Genomic DNA, 20,682 nt, shown 5'->3' on the forward strand with positions numbered 1-20,682 from the left:
TTTTGATTAATTTTCTAAACAATCTAACCACCAATTGAACTATTCCAACATGAAAATTTTACCTTATCAGCCGGATCAAAGTGGACTAGCCTATTCTGTCGGCACCACACTTGACCGATTTATTAAACTTAAACAAAGCGATTTTCCATTTGCATCAGGAGAGCTTTCGCAGCTACTACGAGACATTGCACTTGCCGCTAAGATAGTTAATCGTGAAACTACCCGAGCCGGTCTATCCAATATAGGTGGAGCTTTTGGGCAAGTTAATGTACAAGGCGAAGAACAACAGAAGCTCGATGTCATTGCCAATATCAGATTTATGCGTGCCCTTAGCAAGGGTGGCGAAGTTTGTGCCATAGTTTCCGAAGAGGAGGATTCTGTGATTGATTTACAAAATAGCTCCGGTAAATATGTGGTCGCCATAGATCCATTGGATGGTAGCTCAAATATTGATGTGAATATTAGTATCGGGACTATATTCTCGATATACCGCAGAAAAACTCCCGCGGGTAGCCCCATTCAAAAAGAAGACATTATGCAAGCTGGAACTGAGCAAGTAGCTGCTGGCTATGTGCTATATGGCTCCTCCACCATGCTGGTATATACTACTGGATGCGGAGTTAATGGGTTTACGTACGAACAATCCTTGGGAGAATTTTTCCTTTCACATCCAGCTATACAAGCCCCAAAAAACGGGGAAATCTATTCAGTAAATGAAGGCTCCCAAAAAGAATGGGAAGAGGGAATGAAAGCCTACGTAGATCAATGTAAGGACAGAAGATATTCGGCCAGATACATCGGGTCACTGGTGGCAGATTTTCATAGAAATTTGCTGAAAGGAGGGATTTATCTATATCCAGCTACGAAAAAAAATCCATCTGGGAAACTTCGCTTATTATACGAGGCAAATGCCTTAGCCTTATTAGCAGAACAAGCAGGAGCCATGGCTACTGATGGATTTCAAAGAATTTTAGAAATCCAACCTACTTCTCTTCACCAAAGAACACCACTTTTGATAGGCTCGGCAGATATGGTAAAGGAAGCAGAATCATTCATAAATTTCCCCATAGAAAAGACTTTTTCTTAAGCAGGTCATGTAAATAAAGTATCAGATTAAAAAGATGTACTTTATCTTGCACTTACATTTACTTTGCTATGAAATCGAGCATCATGAAAACACCTCTCATAGAGGGTTGACTTTATAGATACTAGATTCCTTGCAACCGTTGCAATCAATAATTATTACATGAAAAAAAACAAACTATATCTACCTATTGCACTAATTGCTTCAGGTATAGCCTTAGGAACTTCTTGCTCTCCCAAAGAAGAAAAAGTCACAGTTGAACCTATCGATGAGACTTACGCTGTTCAAACAGAACAGATGTTGATCAATGTAGACACCCTTTATACAGAATTTGAAAATCCTTGGGGCATGACTTGGCTATCCGATGGCAGAATGCTTGTCACTGAAAAGAAAGGTGAAATCCTTATTTTCAAAGACGATAAGTTCACTGGTGAGAAAATCCAAGGTCTTCCCGAATTTTGGACAAAAGGGCAATCAGGCCTTTTGGATATAGCAGCTCATCCAAAATTTAGTGAGAACGGCTGGATCTATATTTCTTACGGAAAACAAATGCCAGATAGCACATCTGCTACTACGATCACAAGGTTCAAACTAGAGGGCAATAATGCAGTAAATCAAGAAGAACTCATACAGTCACTTCCAGCTTGGAAAAGTAATGCTCACTACGGAAGTCGAATTGTATTTGACAACGATGGATACCTTTACTATTCTAGCGGAGAGCGTGCTGATACACCTACCAACGCTCAGGATTTGACCAATTCCCACGGGAAAATCCACCGAATCCATGACGATGGAAAAATTCCTACGGACAACCCATTTGTAGATACTGAAGGAGCTGTCGCTTCTATCTGGACTTATGGAAACAGAAATCCTCAAGGTCTTTATTTTGATAAAGAAAATAACAGATTGTATGAAACGGAACATGGTCCTCAGGGCGGTGATGAGTTGAATTTGCTGGAAAAAGGTAAGAATTATGGCTGGCCAGTGATTACTTGGGGCATTGGTTATGACGACAAACCCGTCTCTGACATTCAGGAAAAAGAAGGAATGGAGCAACCCTTGACATATTACGTTCCATCTATTGCCACTGCCGGAATGACCATGGTGACTTCTGATAAATATCCAGCTTGGAAAGGAGATGTATTGATCGGTGCTTTAGTGAAGACGCATATCAACCGGGTAGATATGGACGGTTCATCTGCAGGTCAGCAGGAAATAATGCTACAGGATATCGGGCGTGTTCGTCAGGTATCTCAAAGCCCAGACGGTTATATTTATGCTATTACTGAAGGTACTGGCTTAATGGTGAAGTTGATTCCTATTAGATAAGCAATACTTAAAGAATTAGAAAAGCCTCTTTTGAATCATCAAAGGAGGCTTTTCTTCTTTATAACTGTATAAAAATATCATTAATATTTACCGGAATTCAGATTAAGCAAAAGGAGAACAAAGTAAAAGCAGGACCCATCCTTAAGATCGCGTTGAGATAGTTTCTAATCAGGGATACTTTTTCTTCTAATTAGTCTTAAGCAAAATGAGTTTGTATCACTCTACTGCGCTTCTTGCGATTTCTTCGGATGCTTTGCGGTAACAAAGACTATACAAAGTCCACATCGACATTGAAAGGATATTTCATAAGAAACTGTAGTGCTTCTTCTATTTCCAAGTCTTCAAACAGTACACGATACAAATTCTCAGTGATCGGCGCCCTTAAATCAGCAGTTTCCAAAAATGCCTTGATTATCCTTACCGTATTTATTCCTTCTGCCACTTCCTCCATATCTGCAAGGATTGAATCGAGGGTTTCACCTTTGGCAAGCCTGTAGCCAACAGTAAAATTCCGGGAGTGAATGGAATTACAAGTAGTGACCAAATCACCTATTCCCGCCAAACCCATTACTGATTTAATACTTCCGCCGAGGGCATTACCCAAGTGTATCATTTCTACCATACCGCGGCTTATCAGGAGACCTTTAGCATTTTCTCCCAGCCCAAGTCCGGCGAGAGCTCCAGCAGCTATTGCAATAATATTTTTTAGTACTCCACTTATTTCTACTCCGATAATATCAGAATTACCATATACCTGGAATTTTTCTGATCTCAATAGTGTCTGGCCTTCCAGGATGACTTCATTGTATTTACTTGCAATGACTGTGGCCGCCGGTTGACCCTGCGCCAATTCTTTGGAGAGATTGGGTCCAGCTAAGCATCCTACACGTACGGCTACAGTTTCCTGAAGAATGACCTCACTCATTGTCAGGATTTGACTTCGCTTTATTTTCTTTACTGTTCCGAGCGTCTCTCCGGCATCGAGATTCAGGCACAAACCTTTAGTACCATGAATTATCAGGTGATAAGGAAAAAGAAAAGGCGAGAAAGTTCTTACAACCTCCTGAAAACCAGATGATGATATCATAAAAAAGAGCACATCGCATCTTTTGCAGAGTTCCTTTGGATCATTGGACGCAATTATATTTTCGCTCAGCAATTTGCCTTGGGCAGTATGATTTTCATTGATCTCATCTACTACTTCTTGCTTTCTTGCGTATACCATCACTGGATTTTTGGCTGCGAGGATATTGGCGATTGCTGCACCAAAACTTCCCACTCCGATTACGCCGATGTATTTTGGTTTAGAAGAGTTTTTCGAGTCCATAACCTGTTAACCTGTTGTGATAAAAATAAAGCAGACTCATATCATCCGTTCCTATACTGCCATTCTTGTCCTGAAGAATCGGTCTTTTGGAATGGTACATCCCTACGTTTTCTATCCCTCTCTTAATGATTTCATCCATTGGTCGAGAAAGATGAGGTGCTGTATTGATTAGTTTTTGAGACTTCAAATCAATAATTCTATTCAAAACAAGCTGGCAACTAGCTTTGAATTCCTCGTAATTAATAGAAATATCTTCCTCCGGTAACCTCAGCAAATCAAATAAATCCAGTTTGCGATTTTGCTTCTTGATGAGTTCAAAGGCTACAAAGGCTACCAAATGCGAATTAAATACACGATTTATTTTGTGAAATTCTTCAACGATCCTCTTTCCGAGCATATTGGTGTATTCTTCCTCCCGCTGATTGTCTACAGAAACTTTTCCATCGGAAATAAAATAATCTCTCGTGTCAATCACACGGCCATGTTTATCCAAACTCTGACCATCAACATCCACATAGTTACCCAGCACATCCATAGCTTTGCCCACTGACACGGAAATATCGGAGCCTTTGGTAAAGAACTTAATCAGAAATCTGGAGATTTTGTAGGAATTCGAGAACTCGTCATTCTCCTGATAATATCGCTCCTGCCCTGTAATACTCAAATGATCACGTATTAAGCTGGGTGCTTCCAGCACAAAATGATAATTGATCGTCACGGGAACTATAAAAACCTTTCCAGAAATATCATTCAATCCACTTTCAAAATTTGCCCTCTGAGCTTCGATAGCGGTACTGAGGAGCCCAAGTTTGAGCTTTGATTCAATCATTCCACTTCGGGATCTTGTACCTCCCGGAAAAAATAAGGAGTGACAACCAAACTGGATAGCTTCCTTAGAATAAGTCTTCAGCGTCTCCAGATACATAAGGTTTTTCTTCCTTCTATCCACTTTGTACGCTCCAAGAGAATTCATGAAATAGGCAAAAATCGAAATATTAAATAGGTTTAGACCTGCTCCGTAAATAAAAGGTGGCAATCCCAAAACTGAAATAACCCATCCAATCAAAATACTATCCAGGTTGCTAAAATGTGTAGGCACCATTATCACCGTTCCTTTAGTAGCAAGGTCCCTTAATTGATCAGTTTCACCCGTGATCTGTATCTTATCCTGAAGGGTGTACTGATTGCTAAATATCGATTTGAAGCCTTTCACACGGGCAGCATTCAGTAGCCGCGAAAAGCCATATGTAACTACGGAACGTGTAAATTTGTAGTGTGTGGTTTTGAAATTACTTGCAATCTCCTCGGCATAGCGGGAGGTGATGCTATTGAGAACAGACTTATACTCCTGAAATCTTTTAACCTTACTTCTCGCCGTCTCCGTGCTGATCTGGACTAATGAGGATTTTACGCCGCTCCAAAATGAGCCATCATCATCAGGATCTACTACCCATGGATTTTGTTTGATTCTGAGCTTCTCACGGTATAGGGTGGTTTCAAGTTCTTCCTTAAGGATTTCCGAATTGTTACCAGTGAGCTTAAGAATTCGTTCTTCTGACAGATCAGCCACCTTTTTCACAAACTCTTTACGCTCTCTAGCCAGTTTCACCACCGGCCATTCGTCTTTGCTGGGGTGAATCGGCTCGTACTTATGTTTGATGTATTTCTCCTCCAAGTGGCTGGTTTTAATTAAAAATCAAGTCAAAGATAGTGAAAAGCGCTTTCTTCTTTGAATGATCAGCGTGAAGAAAAGTATCATCTTCGGGACTTTGATTTCAGCAAAACAGCTACCACTGCTGATGTAGCAACACCCATAATTAATGCTCCTACCGCAGATTGAAGCATGTAGCTTTTTATATTGAAGTACGATTCTGCTTCTTCTTGGGTCATTTCGCCTTTATATACAGTGTATTTAATCACATTGGGGAAGTACTCAGGAGTGATAAATTCGCTGGTGATGTATTGTGACAGTGGGCTCAAAATCGCTACAATAAGAGTCATCACTAATCCAGCCATAAATCCCTGATAGTAGCTCATCACACCATGGTAGAAATTCCTTCGCTTATCAAGCAAAGCAAAAATGTAAATCGCAATGGCAGGAATCGCAACAAAATTGGTGAAGGTGGGATGATCTCCTATTTTTTCTTCGTGATAACCTAGAGACTTTTCTAAAACCATCCATGCGAGCATCATAAATACAAAGATCGCCGCCCACTTTATTTCAATCTTAATATTTTTCATGGCCGTAGTGATTTCGAGTTCAAATACGTTTATACAAAATACATAATTTATTAAAATCAATATCATTTTCAATGGATTGGTAGTCCTAGCCAATCAAAACCTTGCCCATGAGCGAAAGGGTATTATTTTTACGGCATCAAAGACAGGATGAAATTAGACCTTAAACAAATACAAGTACCAATAGAGAACGAAATGGCTCAGTTTGAGCTGAAGTTTCGGGCTTCTATGAAAAGTAAGGTCAAGCTTCTCGACCACATAACAAATTACATTGTCAAGCGCAAAGGCAAACAGATGCGTCCCATGTTTGTTTTTTTGACCGCAGGAGTTTGTGGAGGAATAAACGACTCCACTCATAGAGGGGCAGCGCTGATAGAACTACTACATACTGCAACTTTGGTGCATGACGATGTGGTAGATGATGCAAATTACCGTCGTGGATTTTTCTCGGTAAATGCACTTTGGAAAAACAAAATCTCTGTTCTGGTCGGTGATTACTTACTTTCCCGAGGCTTGCTTTTGAGTGTAGAAAACAATGATTTCAAACTACTGAAAATTGTTTCCAATGCCGTAAAAGAAATGTCTGAAGGTGAGTTGCTCCAAATCGCCAAAGCCAGAAAACTCGATATCACCGAGGAAGTTTATTACGAAATCATCCGTCAGAAGACTGCTAGTCTCTTGGCTTCCTGCTGTGCAGTCGGTGCTTCAAGTACCGATAGTAGTGATGAGACTATTTCGAAAATGAGAATTTTCGGCGAAAAAGTTGGGATGGCTTTTCAGATCAAAGACGATCTTTTTGATTACGGCGAAGATGAAATCGGCAAGCCAGTTGGAATTGACATAAAAGAAAAGAAGATGACGCTGCCTCTTATTTTTGCTTTGCAAAAGGCGGACTGGCTGGAAAAAAAGAAAATTATCAACTTAATCCGTAATCGGAGTGAAGATAAGAAAGCGGTAAATCAGGTAATCGATTTCGTGAAGAAAAGCGGTGGACTGGAATACGCCAAAACCATCATGGACAGGTTTTACCAGGAAGCATTAGATATTCTAAAAACCTTTCCTGAATCGGAATATAAAAGCTCACTTGAGGGGCTGGTAAGTTATACTATTGAAAGGAAGAAATAGAGGGTAAGCAGGAAGTCGGAAGACAGAGGACCGAAGCGGAATAATTACTTTTTTGGCATTAACACTCGCAGTATGTTGAAGGTTTTCTTATAAAGAGGCTCTTGATAGTATCGAATGATACTATCAAGAGCCTCTTTTTATGTTTCCAATAGTTTAGAGTTGCTCCAAGTATTCCTTGAATTTTTCAAAATCATTCTCCAAAGCCTCCACTTTCTTCTCTCCATCCATAAAAGCAGCTAATCTCTCTGGAAGCTCAAGCTTCAAGTTCAATGCTTTTTCTACAGTTTCCCTGAATTTACCCGGGTGAGCCGTTTCCAAAAACACACCTTGGAAATCATCATTTTCAGCCATAAAATCCTTTAAGCCTTTATACCCAACAGCTCCATGAGGATCAAGCGTATAGCCAGACTTTTTTACTTCCTTCATCACTTCAACTGTTTCGGAATCGGTATAAAAATATCCCTTTACATTTTCCTTTAGCACCTGCTCATCATTCCCATAAAGAGCCAGCAAACGAGGGAAATTATTTGGATTACCTACATCCATACTATTACTGATTGTTGCTATCGAAGGCATCGCTAGGAAATCAGCTCCGTTCAAATAGTCCGGAACTACCTTATTCACATTCGTCGCAGCTACAAATTGATCTATAGGCAAGCCCATTCTTTGGGCTAATATTCCAGCAGCTATATTTCCAAAATTCCCAGAAGGAACAGCAAAAGCTACTTTTTTACCATTTTGCGGAAGTCTAGAAAAAGCATAGAAATAATACAGACATTGTGGAATCCAACGAGCAACGTTGATAGAATTTGCAGAAGTAAGCAATAACTTTTCATTCAACTCTGCATCCAAAAAAGCTTGCTTCACCATCTTCTGGCAATCGTCAAATACCCCATCAACTTCCAGCGCAGTGATGTTCTGCCCTAGCGTAGTAAACTGCTTTTCCTGAAGCTCACTTACTTTTCCTTTTGGAAAAAGGATAATCACATCCACACCATCCACACCCAAGAACCCATTGGCAACAGCACTCCCAGTATCACCTGAAGTCGCTACCAGCAACCGGACTTTCCGATCAGATTTTTCCATTAGCATGCTCATTAATTTGGAACAGAAACGAGCTCCAAAATCTTTGAATGCTAATGTAGGACCATGAAAAAGCTCCAAGCTGTAGATATCTTCTTCCACTTTCACCAGTGGTGCATCGAAAGTCAGAGTATGATCTACCAATTCTTTGATCTGCTCCTGACTTAAAGCCGAAGAAAACAACGCTCCTATGACCTTGTATCCGATTTCCTGAAAAGTCATCTCTGGAAACTTTTGCAAAAGTTCTTTTGATAAAACAGGAATTTCCGTTGGCATATATAAACCTTGATCTGGCGCCAATCCTTTGATCACCGCTTCAGCTAGATTTACCTGATGTGCAGAATTATTTGTGCTATAAAACTTCATGCTCTTATTTTTCTTCGATAACGTAGGCGCCTCTTGTGTTAATTTCTGAGAAATACACATCCACATCCAACCCAATTTTTGAAAATATTTCTTTACCTGCTGCACCTACTGCTTCAGCAATTTCTTTCCCCAGAGAAAGGGCGAAAAGTGTAGGACCAGACCCTGAGATACCCATTCCTAAAGCACCGGCAGCCTTCAAGGCTTCTCTTACTTCATAAAACCCAGGAAGCAAAACCGCTCGATAAGGTTCTGCGATCACATCCCGAAGAGATCTGGAAATCAATTGAAAATCACTTTCATACAAGCCTGCTATTAGCCCAGCCACATTTCCAGACTGTATTGTTGCATGCTTCATAGGAATTTGATCTCTCAGCACAGATCTGGAATCCGCAGTTTTCAGCTCATAATGTGGATGCAACAAGGTGCAATAAAGACCATTAGGTACCGGAAGTTTGATCACATCCAGCGGATGGTAATCTCTGACCAACACAAAGCCTCCCAATAAACTTGGGGCAACATTATCTGCGTGCCCAGCTCCACAAGCCACTTTCTCCGCTGCTATCGCAAAAGGCAATAAATCTTTCTTCTCAAAAGGATCGCCCAAAAGCCTGTTGGCAGCTGCTAATGCAGCAACAGCACTTGCCGCACTTGACCCCATTCCTGATCCCAAAGGCAACCCTTTGGCCAAGTATATATTCATCCCAACTTTGGAATCCAATTCATCCAACATGGCTTGAATAGCCACAGCACAGGTGTTTTTCTCGGCTTCAAGAGGGAGCTTCCCGCCGTCTCCATCAATAGAAACAACAACTAGCCCTGGCTCATCCTTCAGAACCAGCTCCACAGTATCGCCCATCGCATCAATCGCGAATCCAAGGATGTCAAATCCACAGGAAACATTTGCGACAGTCGCTGGGGCAAAAGCTTTAACAGAGCGCATTATTCTCTAGTGTAGTTACCTATACGAATCACATCTGCAAATACACCCGCAGCAGTGACATCTGCACCTGCACCCGGACCTCTGATGATCATTGGTCTATCATGATATCTATCTGTAGTCAATAGAATCATATTATCGCTTCCTCCAAGTCCACTAAATGGATGTGAAAGTGGAAGCGAATTCAATCCAACTTTGGCTTTACCATTCTCCAAAGTGGCCATAAAGCGAAGTTTTTCACCTTTTGCTTCAGCCGTTTTTAGCATTTCCGCAAAGTCTTTATCATGTGTTTTCAACACTTCAAAAAACTCTGGAACAGTACCTAAATTCTGACAATCTTCAGGCACCATGCTTTGAATGTCGATAGAGTCAAACTCCAGATTTTGCTCTGCTTCACGACCTAAAATCAAGATCTTACGAGCCACATCCATTCCACTCAGATCATCCCTAGGATCAGGCTCAGTAAAGCCTAATTCTTTAGCTTTCTTCACTACTTCTGAGAAAGGATCACCTTTTTCTAATTCGGAGAAAATATAATTCATAGACCCAGAGAGCACCGCTTCAATGCGAATCACTTTATCTCCACTCAGCATCAAATCTTGTAGCGTATTGATGACAGGAAGTCCTGCTGCCACGTTGGTTTCATACAGGAATTTCACCCCGCGTTTTTTAGCAATTCTTTTCAGGTTTTTATACTGCTCCATGGAGCCAGAATTGGCCTTTTTGTTAGGCGTGACAATAGCAACTTTTGCTTCTAAAACCTGAGAATAAAGCTCTGCCACATCTTGGCTTGCGGTACAATCCACAAATACAGAATTGGAGAAGTTCATCTCTTCCATAGTTCTGATGAACTTGCTTAAATCAGTTTTCTCATCAGAATCACTCAATTCATATGGATTAGAAAGATCGAACCCGTCCTCATGGAAAGCCATATACCGACTGTTCGCAAGACCGTGGATCTGAATATCCAATTCATTATCTCCTCGAAGCTTTTGTTGTTGGGTAGTAATCATCTTGATCAAAGCCTGACCGATCAGTCCTGTCCCAACTAAAAACACGTGCAGCACTTTATTCTCAGAAAGGAAAAATGCCTCGTGCAGCGCGTTCAGCGCCTTTTGCAAATCAGGCTGAGGAATCACTGCAGAAATATTCAACTCGGAACTTCCCTGCGCAATTGCACCTACGTTAATGTTATTTCTACCCAAAGCCCGGAACATGCGTCCCGACGCACCTGGGTTATGCTTCATATTTTCGCCAACAACGGCTACAGTCGCCAAGTCATGTAGCAGTATAACCTCATCCATTTCTCCGGATTTGATTTCATAGAAAAACTCTTTTTCAACCGCCTCCTTCGCTAAATATGATTCTTGAGTCTTGATCGCCAAACAGATACTATGCTCAGATGAAGCCTGTGAGATCAGCAAAATATTCACTCTTGCTTCTGCCAAAGCTTTGAAGACCCGACTAGTCCCAACCGCAGAATCCAGCATTCCAGCACCTTGCACAGTCACGATTGATACATTTGGAATAGAGCTAATCCCTTTGATCAATGCTCCAGGGCTGACCTCCCCGTTGATCAGCGTACCTGGATTTTCAGGCTCAAAAGTGTTTTTAATATAAATAGGGATGCTATTTCGCATCGCTGGCTGCATGGTCGCCGGGAAAATAACCTTGGCACCAAAATGCGAAAGCTCCATCGCCTCATTATAACTCAGCTGAGGAATAGTAAACGCAGTATAGACCAACTTAGGATCTGAAGTCAACACTCCCGAAACATCTGTCCAGATTTCAAGACAATCAGCATTCAAAGCTGCGGCAAAAATAGCTGCTGTATAATCTGAGCCTGATCTACCCAGCGTTGTAGTTTCACCTTTTTCTGTTGAGGCGATGAAACCAGTTATGACTTTGATTCCATCATGCTTCGCAAAATAGTTTTTGATCGCAGCATTGGTGATATCAAAATCAACTTTTGCCTGACCAAATCGATCATTGGTCCGGATAACTTCTCTAGCATCGAGAAACTGTGTTTTCAGACCATGTCCCTGCATTGATTCCGCAAGGATAAAAGCAGCCAGCCTTTCTCCAAAACTCGCCACATAATCAAGTGTGCGCGCAGAATTTTCCTTGATAAGATAAATACCATGAAAAAGATCTTCCAGTTCTTTAAACCGTACTTTCACAAAAGTCATGACCGTAGACTGGCTCTGTACAGAGATCAGCTGACGCACGATGGTCAGATGCTTTTCTTCCAAAGATTGTAGGACTTCGCGATATGCCTCATCTCCTTCTCTAGCCAATTGGGCTATCTTCAATAAGCTTTCCGTAACTCCTCCAAAAGCAGAAAAAACAATGGCTGTTTCATGTTCTTTGAGCGTTTCCTTAATGATGGAAAAAACTCGCTGTATATTTTCTGGGTTCGCTACGGATGAGCCACCGAACTTGATGATTTTCATGTGTTATAAGTTGATAGTATTGATCACATGGAATCTCGCATATGTAATCACCATACCTTTCCCGCACGAAGTTCGGTACAAGTGGTGTGAACCTACGGCTATGCTCGATTTCATAAAATTTTACTGAGAATTAATTACTGGGAAATTAAAATAGACCTATATAAGGCCTCGGGGGCGGGTACTTTATAAATTTTGACGGGATTAACCCGTAATCATGGTACCAATCCATGTCGTCATAGAAAAAGTGGTGCAGGCTCTCGCATCCATAGCTGGAAGTAGATCAAGGTCTAAAGAGATTTTTTCTGCAAATACCATAACTGGACAATTGACAGGACAATCTTACTGCCAAAATTTTTATTACCCAAACAATCCATTGGAGATTTTCAAAAAAAACTGAATGACTATTAGAAATAATATAAGAATTTCCCCAAAAACAGAAAATATAAAATAATCGCCTTTATACTACCTATATAACAAAATTGAATTTGGAATCAAATTTCTTAAATTGAATGAGCAATAAATCCCTGCCTTTATGAAAGCTTTAAAAACCCTATCGTTTGGATTAATATTCCTGTTATTTGTAAGCTGTGGCAGTACAAAACCAATCAATCCTCTCAATCTTTTGACCGGGAACACCTGGGCACTCTCTTCTCTAATGGGACAAAGTCTGGATTTAAATCAGTTTAGTGGGGGACTTCCCTCTTTAAATTTTCTTGATGATAGTAAACTTGCTGGATTTTCTGGATGTAATAATTTCTCCGGAAACTTTATGCTGGAAGGCAATGGACTGCTAATTGATCCTGGTGCGATGACAAAAAAAATGTGCCCCGGAAGCGGAGAAAAAGAGTTTATTTCAGCAATGAACAAGGTAAAAGATCTGAAAATAAGCAAAGACAAACTCATCCTGCTCGACGGATCAACGGAGTTGATGAGTTTTGTCCCAAAGAAAGAATAATAGATTATTAGTCCAATTCGCTGATCAAAATTGATTTCCCCCGGAATTCGACCTGATCATTTTTTTTCTTACCTATCAAAATTTCACCAAGTGGTGAATTTTTACTTAGTAGAAACAACTTCTTACCATCCACAACCAATTGTCCGAGGCTGACAGAAATCAAATAAGTATCTGTTCCAACCTGGACCAGGCTTCCTTCCTGGACGGTTGCTGATGCCTCTTTAATGGCCTGGAATCTGCATAATTCATCAAATTCATAATTAGCCTGCTTGAGCTGATTCTCTACAGTCATGAGGTCTCGGGACATAGTCTCTCGGCCTGTTTCGAATTTATCTCCAGCGCTACTTTTGGTATCTTCCAAAATCCCATCATTGATCGCCTTGCGCTCAGTTTTCAATAGGTTGATTTTCTCCTTAACCTGCGCGATGGCAGTTTGGTAAATTTTTTCTTTAAACGTATTCATAAAATATCAAGAGCAGCCGTCTTTCCGGCGAGTATCGATGATGTAAACTATTTTCCAGCCGGCGGCCATTTTAACTAATTGAAAAGAATTCACGCCACAATGGCTGAATTTGTCATTGAAATAAAATTCATAGGGAGTCCATGCTGTCGCCATTGGACCATCTATATTGATTTGGTAGTCGGTAATCCTTTCATCTAACTTTGCCTCCAAAGGCAGACTACTGATCCCCTTCACAAAGTCTGCCACAGATCCAGCCTTTACTACACCCGTTTCTCCGGTGGTTTCTATGGTCTGCATGATTGCATTTTCGGAAAAAACCGCCCCAATCTGGTCCGCATTTTTAGCACGCATCGCATCAAAAAGACTTTCAATTACAGCTTTCACAGCTGCCTCTTCAGACTGGGAATAAGCTGGAAGGACAACCATAACTACGAGCAATGTGATTAAAAGATATTTCATACCTATTAACTTAAATTAAACTTCACCATAAAGCTTAAATGTCATATTTCTCAATGCATGCGTATTGACTGCGTAATGCATAGCTTCCGCAATTTCATCTGCACGGACCCACTTACTAAAATCAGCGTCGGGCATAGACTCTCGATTAGGAGGAGTGTCAATTATACTTGGAACAAAAACATGCGATCTAATCGGCGTGTTTTTCGTTTCCTCGCCAACTATTTCCGCAAGGGTAATCACTAATTTCTTACTCAAGGAATAAGCCAAAGTGCTGCCCGCATCCTCCAGCTGTAGGGCAGGTCTTGCTCCTACAAAAAGAAATGTGCCTTTATCCTGCTTCTTCATATGTGGTAAAAAGCCTTTTACTAAGTGAAAAGCAGAGAAAAAATTAAGAATAAACATCTTCTCCAAATCCGAATGACTTGTATCCGATATTCCACCCATCGCAAATCCACCTACCAGAAACGCCAATGCATCTACTTCACCGTATTGCAGGTAATACTCTTTAATAAATCCCGCAACAGATTTTTCATCAGTTACATCCACTTCATACCAGTCATCAGCTTCTTCTACCTCGTGATTTTTGCCTGGATGCAATAGTGCTATAATGTGATACCCTTCACGCTTGAACTTCTCGACTACTGCCGAACCTAAATTTCCTCCTGCTCCTGTGATAATGATATTTCTGCTCATACTACTCCAAAATTCTTTCTGATATTTGTTAAAATTAGGCTTAATTTTTCAAAAAGGCATGAATCAACTTAAAAGCATTATCAAGAATCAGGAAAACAAACGCAGGAGAAACTTCCTGTTAAAGTTGATTTTACTCCTCATTTTGATTGTAGGTTTTGAGTCAAATTCGCTGTTGACACCTTTCTTCGAGCGCTATGTACTTTTAGCGAATATGGTCCGTGCATTAATTTTTCTTATCAGTGGTAATCTAATTATCTCGCTGGCAAGAATTATCACTCTTCAATTTTACTTAAAGAGGACTGAGGAATCTAAAGTGCAACCCAATTTTGTGATCGGCATTGATAGACTTTCATCCTTATTAAATGTGATGGTCATTTTGGTGACATTGATGCTGCTTTTCGGAGTCGAACCATTGAAATTTCTCACCAGTATTACAATTGTTGCAGCAGCTATTGCATTACTTACCAAGGATTACATCACGAATATTGTGAATGGGCTGATCATGATGTTTTCAGATCAGTTAGAAATCGGAGATAAAATCCTGATTGGGAAAAATATTGGGTTTATACGAGATATCACGCTTATTAATATGGTGCTGAAGAGTGAAACTGGAGAAATTATTATCGTCCCAAATACACTTGCTTTGACCTCTGAGGTGGTTAATTATTCCAAGAACAACGCGCATCAAGTAATATTCGATTCTGAAATACCTTTCTTTTCCAAAGTGCAATTGAATGACCTAGAGCAGAAGCTCAATAAAGTCTTGGCCCCATTTTCAGACCTGGTTTTTGTGGAAGGAACACAACTCAATGTGATCGAGCGAAAAACTGAAAGCATGATCATCCGCTATCAATTTCCCATCAAGTCTGGTCTAAAGGCAACAGAAATCAGCGTAAAAAAAGCAATCAACCAAGAACTTATCAACTGGTCATATGAAAACCGAAAAGCCTAATTACTTCGATCTCGTATATCAAGTAGTTCGTTTGATTCCGAGCGGAAGAGTAACCAATTATGGTGCAATCGCACATTATTTGGGTATAAAAAGCGGTGCCAGAATGGTAGGCTATGCAATGAATGCTGCAAACACTATGGCAGACGTTCCTGCTCACCGGGTAGTCAATAGTCAGGGATTATTAACTGGAAAAGGACATTTTTCTACTCCAAATGAAATGCAGGAATTGCTGGAAAAAGAAGGAGTCAAAGTAGTAAAAGACAAAGTCCAGAATTTTGACAAGGTGTTTTGGAATCCGGATGTGGAGTTGGCCTTATGATCTTTTAATCCGCAACAAATACAACCCAGCATACATAATCAGACCATTTAGGATCAGCGCTTCGAAACCGAATTTGTAACCCCAGAATAATTTCTCAGAGTTGGATGCGATCGCAAAAGTCAAAACAGGAGCAAAAACAGCTAGGTAAGGCACAAATTTATCTTTCACTTTCCACTTGGTAAAAAGCCCAAAGGAATACAAACCAAGCAAAGGCCCATATGTATATCCCGCGATTACAAAGACAGAATTAATTACACTCTGATTATTGAGCCAGTGAAAAGCCATAATCACTAAGAACATCACAAAGGTGAAGGCAATGTGAACTTTCTTACGGACAGAAATTCGCTTTTCTGCTGGATACCTTTTTTCGATTTCTAGAAAATCTATGCAAAAAGACGTTGTCAATGCAGTCAGCGTAGAATCCGCACTGGAATAAGCTGCAGCTGTGATTCCTAGGACAAAGATTATCCCGGCAAAAGGAGAAAAATATTCTGTAGCAAGTAGCGGGAACAGCTCATCAGTTTTGGCAGGAATCTGAACTCCCTGAGTCTCCGCATACAGAAAAAGTAAAACACCTAGCGCTAAGAAAAGCAAGTTGACAAACACTAGAATCGTGGTAAACCAGAACATGTTTTTCTGTGCTTCCCCTATGTTTTTACAGGTCAAATTCTTTTGCATCATATCCTGATCCAGACCTGTCATCACTATGGTTATAAATGCACCAGAGATAAATTGCTTAAAGAAATTGGTACCAGCTTTCCAGTCCCAGTTAAATATTTTGGATCGCGGATCATTAGAAACAGCTTTGAAATAATCACTAACCCCTTCGAAGTTCAACTCATTTCCTACCATAATTACACAGACTACCACTGCAGCAAGCATGAAAAATGTCTGAAGCGTATCTGTCCAAACGACTGTTTTAATCCCACCACGATGGGTATAAAGCCAGATCAAACCGACTGTAATCAATACCGAAACCCAAAAAGGAATACCTAAAGAATCGAAAAGGATCAGTTGGAGGACGCTAGCCACCAGAAAAACCCTAATGGATGACCCCAAAGTTCTGGAAAGAATAAAGAAAAAAGCTCCAGTTTTATAAGACCAAAATCCAAACCGATCGTCCAAATAAGAATAGATAGAAACAAGATTCAATCTGTAATAAAGAGGAAGCAGCACCTTGGCAATGGTGAAATATCCCAGCGTATATCCTAAAACAACTTGGAAGTAAAAGAAGTTAGTATTGCCGACTTCTCCGGGAACAGAAATGAAAGTAACTCCTGAAAGAGATGCTCCTATCATCCCAAAAGCAACCAAAAACCAAGGCGATTGACGATCTCCAGTGAAGAAGGTATCGGCAGAAATTTTGCGGGAAGTGAAGTAGGAAATGAGATATAGCAGTAAAAAATAGCAACAGATTACCAGTAGGACTAGTTGGGAATTCATAAATCGTATTGAAGTGGGTTCGCTAAGTTGTTCAATATTCTTAATTTTGCAAAATGAATCATTCAAACGACCCACTTCCATATATCGAGGAATCAGAAGTTCTGGTGGAGGATTTGATAGATATTGAATCCAATGACTTGATTGTGTACAATGACGAATTTAACACATTCGATCATGTGATTAAGGTATTGATGAGAGTCTGCAAGCACAGTATGGAGCAAGCAGAACAATGCACAATCACTATTCACTACAGAGGAAAATGTGCGGTAAAAAAAGGCAGCATTACTGAGCTAAAACCTATGTGCGAAGCTATATTAGATGCCGGAATCCAAGCCGCAATCGTTTAAATCTACCCAGAATTGAATTTTCCTTCCAAACTAATAGAAGATGCTGTCACCGAGATTTCCCGACTTCCGGGTATCGGCAAGAAAACAGCCCTTCGACTGGCACTTCACCTTCTCAAGCAGCACGAAGCCAATACCGAGGCTTTGGCGTTGGCGATCACCCGCATGCGTACTGAGATTCAGTATTGCAAAACCTGCCATAACATCTCCGATGCAGAAGAATGCAGTATATGCATGAGCCACCGCCGTGATGGATCCATTCTTTGTGTGGTCGAGGATATCCGCGATGTACTTGCTATAGAGAATACGAATCAGTTTCAGGGGAAATATCATGTGCTCGGCGGAGTAATTTCGCCCATACAAGGTATAGGCCCGGAAGAACTAAAAATAGAATCTTTGCTTGCGAGAGTAGAAGCAGCTGCGCAAACTGAACCAATCAAAGAAGTGATTTTAGCTCTGAGCGCAACCATGGAAGGAGATACAACTTCTTTTTACCTTGCAAAAAAGCTGAAGGAAAAAGGCATTCAGGTAAGTTCCATAGCACGGGGAATACCTGTAGGGGGAGAGTTAGAATTCACTGATGAAGTGACGCTTGGCCGAAGTATCATGACCCGAATTAATTACGCTACCGAGTAAAATTTCCTTTGCACAGGAAAAACCTAGGTATATATTTGCAAACCCAAAAGGGGGATTAGCTTCGGCCGCTCTACCAAGCGTCCCGACAAAGGTCGGGAAGGTTTTTGGTTCGAATTATTAAAATAAATGGGGGATTAGCTCAGCTGGCTAGAGCGCTACACTGGCAGTGTAGAGGTCATCGGTTCGACTCCGTTATCCTCCACTTCAAAAGCTTCGCAGAAATGTGAGGCTTTTTTGTTTTTATATCCACTAGCCCCTCTGATTAGAGCGTCCCGAAAGCGTTCGGGAAGGTCATCGGTTCTCCCGATAGCTATAGGGATCGTTATCCTCCACTTCTAAAAGCTTCGCAGAAATGTGAAGCTTTTTGTGTTTTCACCTTTATTCGGCCGGCCATTTTGTAGCGACCCCTTAAATAACTCCGTATATGCTATACTTTAAAAACCTGTATAAATTTAATGGCAATGCGCAACCTGTTGATTCTATTCTTGTCCGTCTCAATTTTGTTTTCATGCGATAATAAAAATGATTGTGAGGGATTTGATGTAGGCAAAGAGTTTGAAATAGGCATCAATGAAACGTTGCGAAACTGTCCAAAAAACATTTCCATTACACTTATTGATATTCAAGACTCTCGTTGCCCAGATGGAGCACAATGCATATGGGCAGGAATGATTGTCGTAGAAGCCGCTGTCACTATTGATGGAAAGGATCTTGATTTGCAATTGAGCAACAATGAAAATGCAAGTGGATTCCCTGATGAGTTTTCTACATCCGAGTATACCGTAAAATTAATCGACGCCATTCCTTATCCAGATATTAACAATCCTTCCAAGCCTGAGGATAAACGAGCCATTTTAATCGTTACAAAAAGATCTACTTAAGATTGTTTAAATTCGCATGATCTTATTCCTAATTGGAAATCAACATGCGAAGTCAAATTTTTATCTTTCTACTTTTTCTCGCCAGTCTCAGTTCTTGCTCCTGCAATCCTGAGAATATTGCGAAGTTTGCATTTAAAGGTATGGAAGCGATGATGGGTGAGGGATTTATGCCATCTGAAGAAATCCGAATGCTTGGCAAATTCCAAGGAATGAATGTTAATCTCAGCAAATCGACTTCAAATGACTCCACTGTTTCGACCATTTATCTAAAATTAGAAAACGGTGATCCCCTCATTTTAGGAAATCAGCCTGAAGTATTGGCTAGAAAATGTGCTGAACTTTATCTAAGAGATTTTGAAAAAGCTGAAGATTATCAACAAATTACAGTACAGTTTCTTCAAACAGACCCCTCAAATCCTGAGAACGTTGCCATGCAGGAGTACCTATTTGACACGAAAGATTTTTAACTAAACCTATTTATTCATGGAATTACCTCACGAATACAAAAAACCACCTACCTCGCTGGGAGAGTGGGTTATTGCAGTTCTTGTAAAGCGTCTACCTCTGATCGGCCTAATCATGCTTATTGTATGGGCGACAGACAAAAATACCGACCCAGAAAAAGCGACTTGGGCCAAGGCTGAACTGATAGTGAAGCTCATTATTTTCGCTTCAATAATAATTTTTATAGCTGTTATTGGCTTTGGTGTATTTGCCAACTTTGCCGAAGACGTGAACTGGTCCGATTTCGATTAATGGAAATAAAAGCTTTTTGCTCCGATATTGACGGCACACTACTCAATGCGGCGCGCGATTTATCCCCTCGTCTTAAATCCGTGGTGGCCGACTTACCTGTGGATTTCCCTGTCATTTTAGCTAGTTCTAGGATGCCAGATGCTATGCGTCATTTGCTTCATGACATGAATCGATTTCCCCAACCTTTGATTAGTTACAACGGAGGATATGTGCTCAGTGCAGATGGAGAAGTGCTAGAAGATGTCAGCATTTCAATTGATTTAGTTACTAAAATCCTTCGTTTAACTCAAAAAACTGACATTCACGTGAGTTTGTACCAGGGTGAAAACTGGTATGAGGAAAAAGACGATTACTGGTCCCAACGAGAGGCTCGTAATACTAAAGTTCAGTATACTTGGCTTTCAAGTAAAGAAGTGATGGATCTTTGGACAAAAAATAGCTTAGGTGCCCACAAGGTGATGTGCATGGGAGAATCCAATGAGATGGCTTGGCTTTTTGGAGAATTGCACTCGGAACATGCTCTCGATTTACATTTGTATAGATCCAGTGAAACGTATTTGGAAATTGCTCCCAGAGCCATTTCCAAGGCAACTGGACTTCGAAAAATTCTTGAGCATTCGTATGATTTTGGAATGGAATCAGTTGTCGCTTTTGGTGATAATTACAACGACATCGACCTAATTCAATCTGTGGGCTGGGGAGTGGCGGTGGACAATGCCCGAATGGAGGTCAAGGCTGTTGCAAAAGAAATTACCTATAACAACAAGGAAGATGGAGTAGCGGCTACGCTAGAGAAAATTCGGGATCTGAAATTTGAAGTAGGATCTTAATTCTTGACT

23 protein-coding genes and 1 tRNA gene are annotated in these 20,682 nt (G+C 40.6%); 14 read left to right on the forward strand and 10 right to left on the reverse strand.

The window, feature by feature from the left end:
* Positions 1 to 49: 49 nt before the first annotated feature.
* Positions 50 to 1,087: a class 1 fructose-bisphosphatase gene (fbp, locus tag AACZ73_RS00865; protein ID WP_339874566.1), complete on the forward strand. Its 1,038-nt coding sequence runs from the start codon at positions 50 to 52 to the stop codon at positions 1,085 to 1,087.
* A gap of 159 nt (positions 1,088 to 1,246) precedes the next feature.
* A complete protein-coding gene (locus AACZ73_RS00870; protein ID WP_339874568.1) occupies positions 1,247 to 2,413 on the forward strand; it encodes a PQQ-dependent sugar dehydrogenase in 1,167 nt (388 codons plus the stop codon).
* Positions 2,414 to 2,681: 268 nt separating this feature from the next.
* Here the strand turns inward: AACZ73_RS00870 and AACZ73_RS00875 are convergent, their stop codons facing one another.
* From AACZ73_RS00875 to AACZ73_RS00885, 3 genes are all read right to left on the reverse strand, one after another.
* Positions 2,682 to 3,740, reverse strand: a complete 1,059-nt coding sequence (locus AACZ73_RS00875; RefSeq protein ID WP_339874569.1) for an NAD(P)H-dependent glycerol-3-phosphate dehydrogenase — start codon at positions 3,738 to 3,740, stop codon at positions 2,682 to 2,684.
* Positions 3,718 to 5,415, reverse strand: coding sequence for a 1-acyl-sn-glycerol-3-phosphate acyltransferase (locus AACZ73_RS00880; RefSeq protein ID WP_339874570.1), 1,698 nt, complete (start codon positions 5,413 to 5,415; stop codon positions 3,718 to 3,720). Before AACZ73_RS00880 ends, AACZ73_RS00875 begins: the two co-directional genes overlap by 23 nt.
* Before the next feature lie 80 nt (positions 5,416 to 5,495).
* On the reverse strand, positions 5,496 to 5,981 hold the full coding sequence (locus AACZ73_RS00885; protein WP_339874571.1) for a DUF4199 domain-containing protein: 486 nt from the start codon (positions 5,979 to 5,981) through the stop codon (positions 5,496 to 5,498).
* Between the two features lie 147 nt (positions 5,982 to 6,128).
* Between AACZ73_RS00885 and AACZ73_RS00890 the strand changes: the two genes are divergently transcribed.
* Positions 6,129 to 7,103: a polyprenyl synthetase family protein gene (locus tag AACZ73_RS00890; RefSeq protein ID WP_339874573.1), complete on the forward strand. Its 975-nt coding sequence runs from the start codon at positions 6,129 to 6,131 to the stop codon at positions 7,101 to 7,103.
* 153 nt (positions 7,104 to 7,256) lie between these two features.
* Here the strand turns inward: AACZ73_RS00890 and thrC are convergent, their stop codons facing one another.
* Genes thrC through thrA form a run of 3 tightly spaced genes read right to left on the reverse strand, consistent with a single transcriptional unit; the run spans position 7,257 to position 11,942 of the window.
* Positions 7,257 to 8,552 carry a threonine synthase gene (gene thrC, locus AACZ73_RS00895; RefSeq protein ID WP_339874576.1) on the reverse strand — a complete coding sequence of 432 codons (1,296 nt, stop codon included), beginning with the start codon at positions 8,550 to 8,552 and terminating at the stop codon, positions 7,257 to 7,259.
* A 4-nt stretch (positions 8,553 to 8,556) separates the two neighbouring features.
* A complete protein-coding gene (locus AACZ73_RS00900; RefSeq protein ID WP_339874578.1) occupies positions 8,557 to 9,492 on the reverse strand; it encodes a homoserine kinase in 936 nt (311 codons plus the stop codon).
* Positions 9,492 to 11,942, reverse strand: coding sequence for a bifunctional aspartate kinase/homoserine dehydrogenase I (gene thrA / locus AACZ73_RS00905; protein ID WP_339874579.1), 2,451 nt, complete (start codon positions 11,940 to 11,942; stop codon positions 9,492 to 9,494). Before thrA ends, AACZ73_RS00900 begins: the two co-directional genes overlap by 1 nt.
* Before the next feature lie 214 nt (positions 11,943 to 12,156).
* Here thrA and AACZ73_RS00910 point away from each other — a divergent pair, with 214 nt between their 5' ends.
* Complete coding sequence (locus AACZ73_RS00910) at positions 12,157 to 12,339, forward strand: hypothetical protein (protein WP_339874581.1); 183 nt, start codon at positions 12,157 to 12,159, stop codon at positions 12,337 to 12,339.
* Positions 12,340 to 12,474: 135 nt separating this feature from the next.
* On the forward strand, positions 12,475 to 12,897 hold the full coding sequence (locus AACZ73_RS00915; RefSeq protein WP_339874583.1) for an META domain-containing protein: 423 nt from the start codon (positions 12,475 to 12,477) through the stop codon (positions 12,895 to 12,897).
* A 7-nt stretch (positions 12,898 to 12,904) separates the two neighbouring features.
* Here AACZ73_RS00915 and AACZ73_RS00920 read toward each other — a convergent pair whose 3' ends face one another.
* Genes AACZ73_RS00920 through AACZ73_RS00930 form a run of 3 tightly spaced genes read right to left on the reverse strand, consistent with a single transcriptional unit; the run spans position 12,905 to position 14,512 of the window.
* On the reverse strand, positions 12,905 to 13,360 hold the full coding sequence (locus AACZ73_RS00920) for a hypothetical protein (RefSeq protein WP_339874585.1): 456 nt from the start codon (positions 13,358 to 13,360) through the stop codon (positions 12,905 to 12,907).
* Between the two features lie 6 nt (positions 13,361 to 13,366).
* Positions 13,367 to 13,819, reverse strand: a complete 453-nt coding sequence (locus tag AACZ73_RS00925; RefSeq protein WP_339874586.1) for a nuclear transport factor 2 family protein — start codon at positions 13,817 to 13,819, stop codon at positions 13,367 to 13,369.
* A 15-nt stretch (positions 13,820 to 13,834) separates the two neighbouring features.
* Entirely contained in the window at positions 13,835 to 14,512 is a 678-nt protein-coding gene (locus AACZ73_RS00930) for an SDR family NAD(P)-dependent oxidoreductase (protein WP_339874588.1), read from the reverse strand.
* 58 nt (positions 14,513 to 14,570) lie between these two features.
* On the opposite strand from AACZ73_RS00930, the gene AACZ73_RS00935 reads away from it, so the two are divergent.
* Both AACZ73_RS00935 and AACZ73_RS00940 read left to right on the forward strand, forming a co-directional pair.
* Complete coding sequence (locus AACZ73_RS00935) at positions 14,571 to 15,464, forward strand: mechanosensitive ion channel domain-containing protein (RefSeq protein WP_339874590.1); 894 nt, start codon at positions 14,571 to 14,573, stop codon at positions 15,462 to 15,464.
* Positions 15,445 to 15,783, forward strand: a complete 339-nt coding sequence (locus tag AACZ73_RS00940) for an MGMT family protein (RefSeq protein ID WP_339874592.1) — start codon at positions 15,445 to 15,447, stop codon at positions 15,781 to 15,783. The genes AACZ73_RS00935 and AACZ73_RS00940 overlap by 20 nt, the downstream gene beginning before the upstream one ends.
* Here the strand turns inward: AACZ73_RS00940 and AACZ73_RS00945 are convergent.
* Positions 15,778 to 17,226, reverse strand: coding sequence for a sodium:solute symporter (locus AACZ73_RS00945; RefSeq protein ID WP_339874594.1), 1,449 nt, complete (start codon positions 17,224 to 17,226; stop codon positions 15,778 to 15,780). The two genes, AACZ73_RS00940 and AACZ73_RS00945, sit on opposite strands and share 6 nt — an antisense overlap.
* 53 nt (positions 17,227 to 17,279) lie before the next feature.
* Between AACZ73_RS00945 and AACZ73_RS00950 the strand changes: the two genes are divergently transcribed.
* The 7 genes from AACZ73_RS00950 to AACZ73_RS00980 all read left to right on the forward strand — a co-directional run bounded on the left by AACZ73_RS00950 (position 17,280) and on the right by AACZ73_RS00980 (position 20,673).
* The gene (locus AACZ73_RS00950; protein ID WP_339874597.1) at positions 17,280 to 17,573 is read left to right on the forward strand and encodes an ATP-dependent Clp protease adaptor ClpS; all 294 of its coding nucleotides are present in this window, start codon (positions 17,280 to 17,282) and stop codon (positions 17,571 to 17,573) included.
* A 12-nt stretch (positions 17,574 to 17,585) separates the two neighbouring features.
* Positions 17,586 to 18,206: a recombination mediator RecR gene (gene recR / locus AACZ73_RS00955; RefSeq protein WP_339874598.1), complete on the forward strand. Its 621-nt coding sequence runs from the start codon at positions 17,586 to 17,588 to the stop codon at positions 18,204 to 18,206.
* 128 nt (positions 18,207 to 18,334) lie between these two features.
* Positions 18,335 to 18,408, forward strand: a tRNA-Ala gene (locus tag AACZ73_RS00960).
* A 259-nt stretch (positions 18,409 to 18,667) separates the two neighbouring features.
* Positions 18,668 to 19,087 (forward strand): hypothetical protein, encoded by a 420-nt coding sequence (locus AACZ73_RS00965; RefSeq protein WP_339874600.1) that lies wholly within the window; start codon positions 18,668 to 18,670, stop codon positions 19,085 to 19,087.
* Positions 19,088 to 19,131: 44 nt separating this feature from the next.
* Positions 19,132 to 19,554 (forward strand): hypothetical protein, encoded by a 423-nt coding sequence (locus tag AACZ73_RS00970; RefSeq protein WP_339874601.1) that lies wholly within the window; start codon positions 19,132 to 19,134, stop codon positions 19,552 to 19,554.
* A 16-nt stretch (positions 19,555 to 19,570) separates the two neighbouring features.
* A complete protein-coding gene (locus AACZ73_RS00975; RefSeq protein WP_339874603.1) occupies positions 19,571 to 19,843 on the forward strand; it encodes a hypothetical protein in 273 nt (90 codons plus the stop codon).
* A complete protein-coding gene (locus tag AACZ73_RS00980; RefSeq protein WP_339874605.1) occupies positions 19,843 to 20,673 on the forward strand; it encodes a Cof-type HAD-IIB family hydrolase in 831 nt (276 codons plus the stop codon). Before AACZ73_RS00975 ends, AACZ73_RS00980 begins: the two co-directional genes overlap by 1 nt.
* Positions 20,674 to 20,682 lie beyond the last annotated feature (9 nt).

This window comes from uncultured Algoriphagus sp. (assembly GCF_963974835.1).
Classification (GTDB): domain Bacteria; phylum Bacteroidota; class Bacteroidia; order Cytophagales; family Cyclobacteriaceae; genus Algoriphagus.

Coding starts and splice junctions, on each gene's coding strand:
- AACZ73_RS00910 (WP_339874581.1), top strand. CDS start 12,157: ATGGTACCAATCCATGTCGTCATAGAAAAAGTGGTGCAGGCTCTCGCA.
- AACZ73_RS00890 (WP_339874573.1), top strand. CDS start 6,129: ATGAAATTAGACCTTAAACAAATACAAGTACCAATAGAGAACGAAATG.
- fbp (WP_339874566.1), top strand. CDS start 50: ATGAAAATTTTACCTTATCAGCCGGATCAAAGTGGACTAGCCTATTCT.
- AACZ73_RS00875 (WP_339874569.1), bottom strand. CDS start 3,740: ATGGACTCGAAAAACTCTTCTAAACCAAAATACATCGGCGTAATCGGA.
- AACZ73_RS00885 (WP_339874571.1), bottom strand. CDS start 5,981: ATGAAAAATATTAAGATTGAAATAAAGTGGGCGGCGATCTTTGTATTT.
- AACZ73_RS00950 (WP_339874597.1), top strand. CDS start 17,280: ATGAATCATTCAAACGACCCACTTCCATATATCGAGGAATCAGAAGTT.
- AACZ73_RS00975 (WP_339874603.1), top strand. CDS start 19,571: ATGGAATTACCTCACGAATACAAAAAACCACCTACCTCGCTGGGAGAG.
- AACZ73_RS00940 (WP_339874592.1), top strand. CDS start 15,445: ATGAAAACCGAAAAGCCTAATTACTTCGATCTCGTATATCAAGTAGTT.
- AACZ73_RS00970 (WP_339874601.1), top strand. CDS start 19,132: ATGCGAAGTCAAATTTTTATCTTTCTACTTTTTCTCGCCAGTCTCAGT.
- AACZ73_RS00915 (WP_339874583.1), top strand. CDS start 12,475: ATGAAAGCTTTAAAAACCCTATCGTTTGGATTAATATTCCTGTTATTT.
- thrA (WP_339874579.1), bottom strand. CDS start 11,942: ATGAAAATCATCAAGTTCGGTGGCTCATCCGTAGCGAACCCAGAAAAT.
- thrC (WP_339874576.1), bottom strand. CDS start 8,552: ATGAAGTTTTATAGCACAAATAATTCTGCACATCAGGTAAATCTAGCT.
- AACZ73_RS00900 (WP_339874578.1), bottom strand. CDS start 9,492: ATGCGCTCTGTTAAAGCTTTTGCCCCAGCGACTGTCGCAAATGTTTCC.
- AACZ73_RS00925 (WP_339874586.1), bottom strand. CDS start 13,819: ATGAAATATCTTTTAATCACATTGCTCGTAGTTATGGTTGTCCTTCCA.
- AACZ73_RS00920 (WP_339874585.1), bottom strand. CDS start 13,360: ATGAATACGTTTAAAGAAAAAATTTACCAAACTGCCATCGCGCAGGTT.
- AACZ73_RS00980 (WP_339874605.1), top strand. CDS start 19,843: ATGGAAATAAAAGCTTTTTGCTCCGATATTGACGGCACACTACTCAAT.
- AACZ73_RS00935 (WP_339874590.1), top strand. CDS start 14,571: ATGAATCAACTTAAAAGCATTATCAAGAATCAGGAAAACAAACGCAGG.
- AACZ73_RS00930 (WP_339874588.1), bottom strand. CDS start 14,512: ATGAGCAGAAATATCATTATCACAGGAGCAGGAGGAAATTTAGGTTCG.
- AACZ73_RS00965 (WP_339874600.1), top strand. CDS start 18,668: ATGCGCAACCTGTTGATTCTATTCTTGTCCGTCTCAATTTTGTTTTCA.
- AACZ73_RS00945 (WP_339874594.1), bottom strand. CDS start 17,226: ATGAATTCCCAACTAGTCCTACTGGTAATCTGTTGCTATTTTTTACTG.
- AACZ73_RS00870 (WP_339874568.1), top strand. CDS start 1,247: ATGAAAAAAAACAAACTATATCTACCTATTGCACTAATTGCTTCAGGT.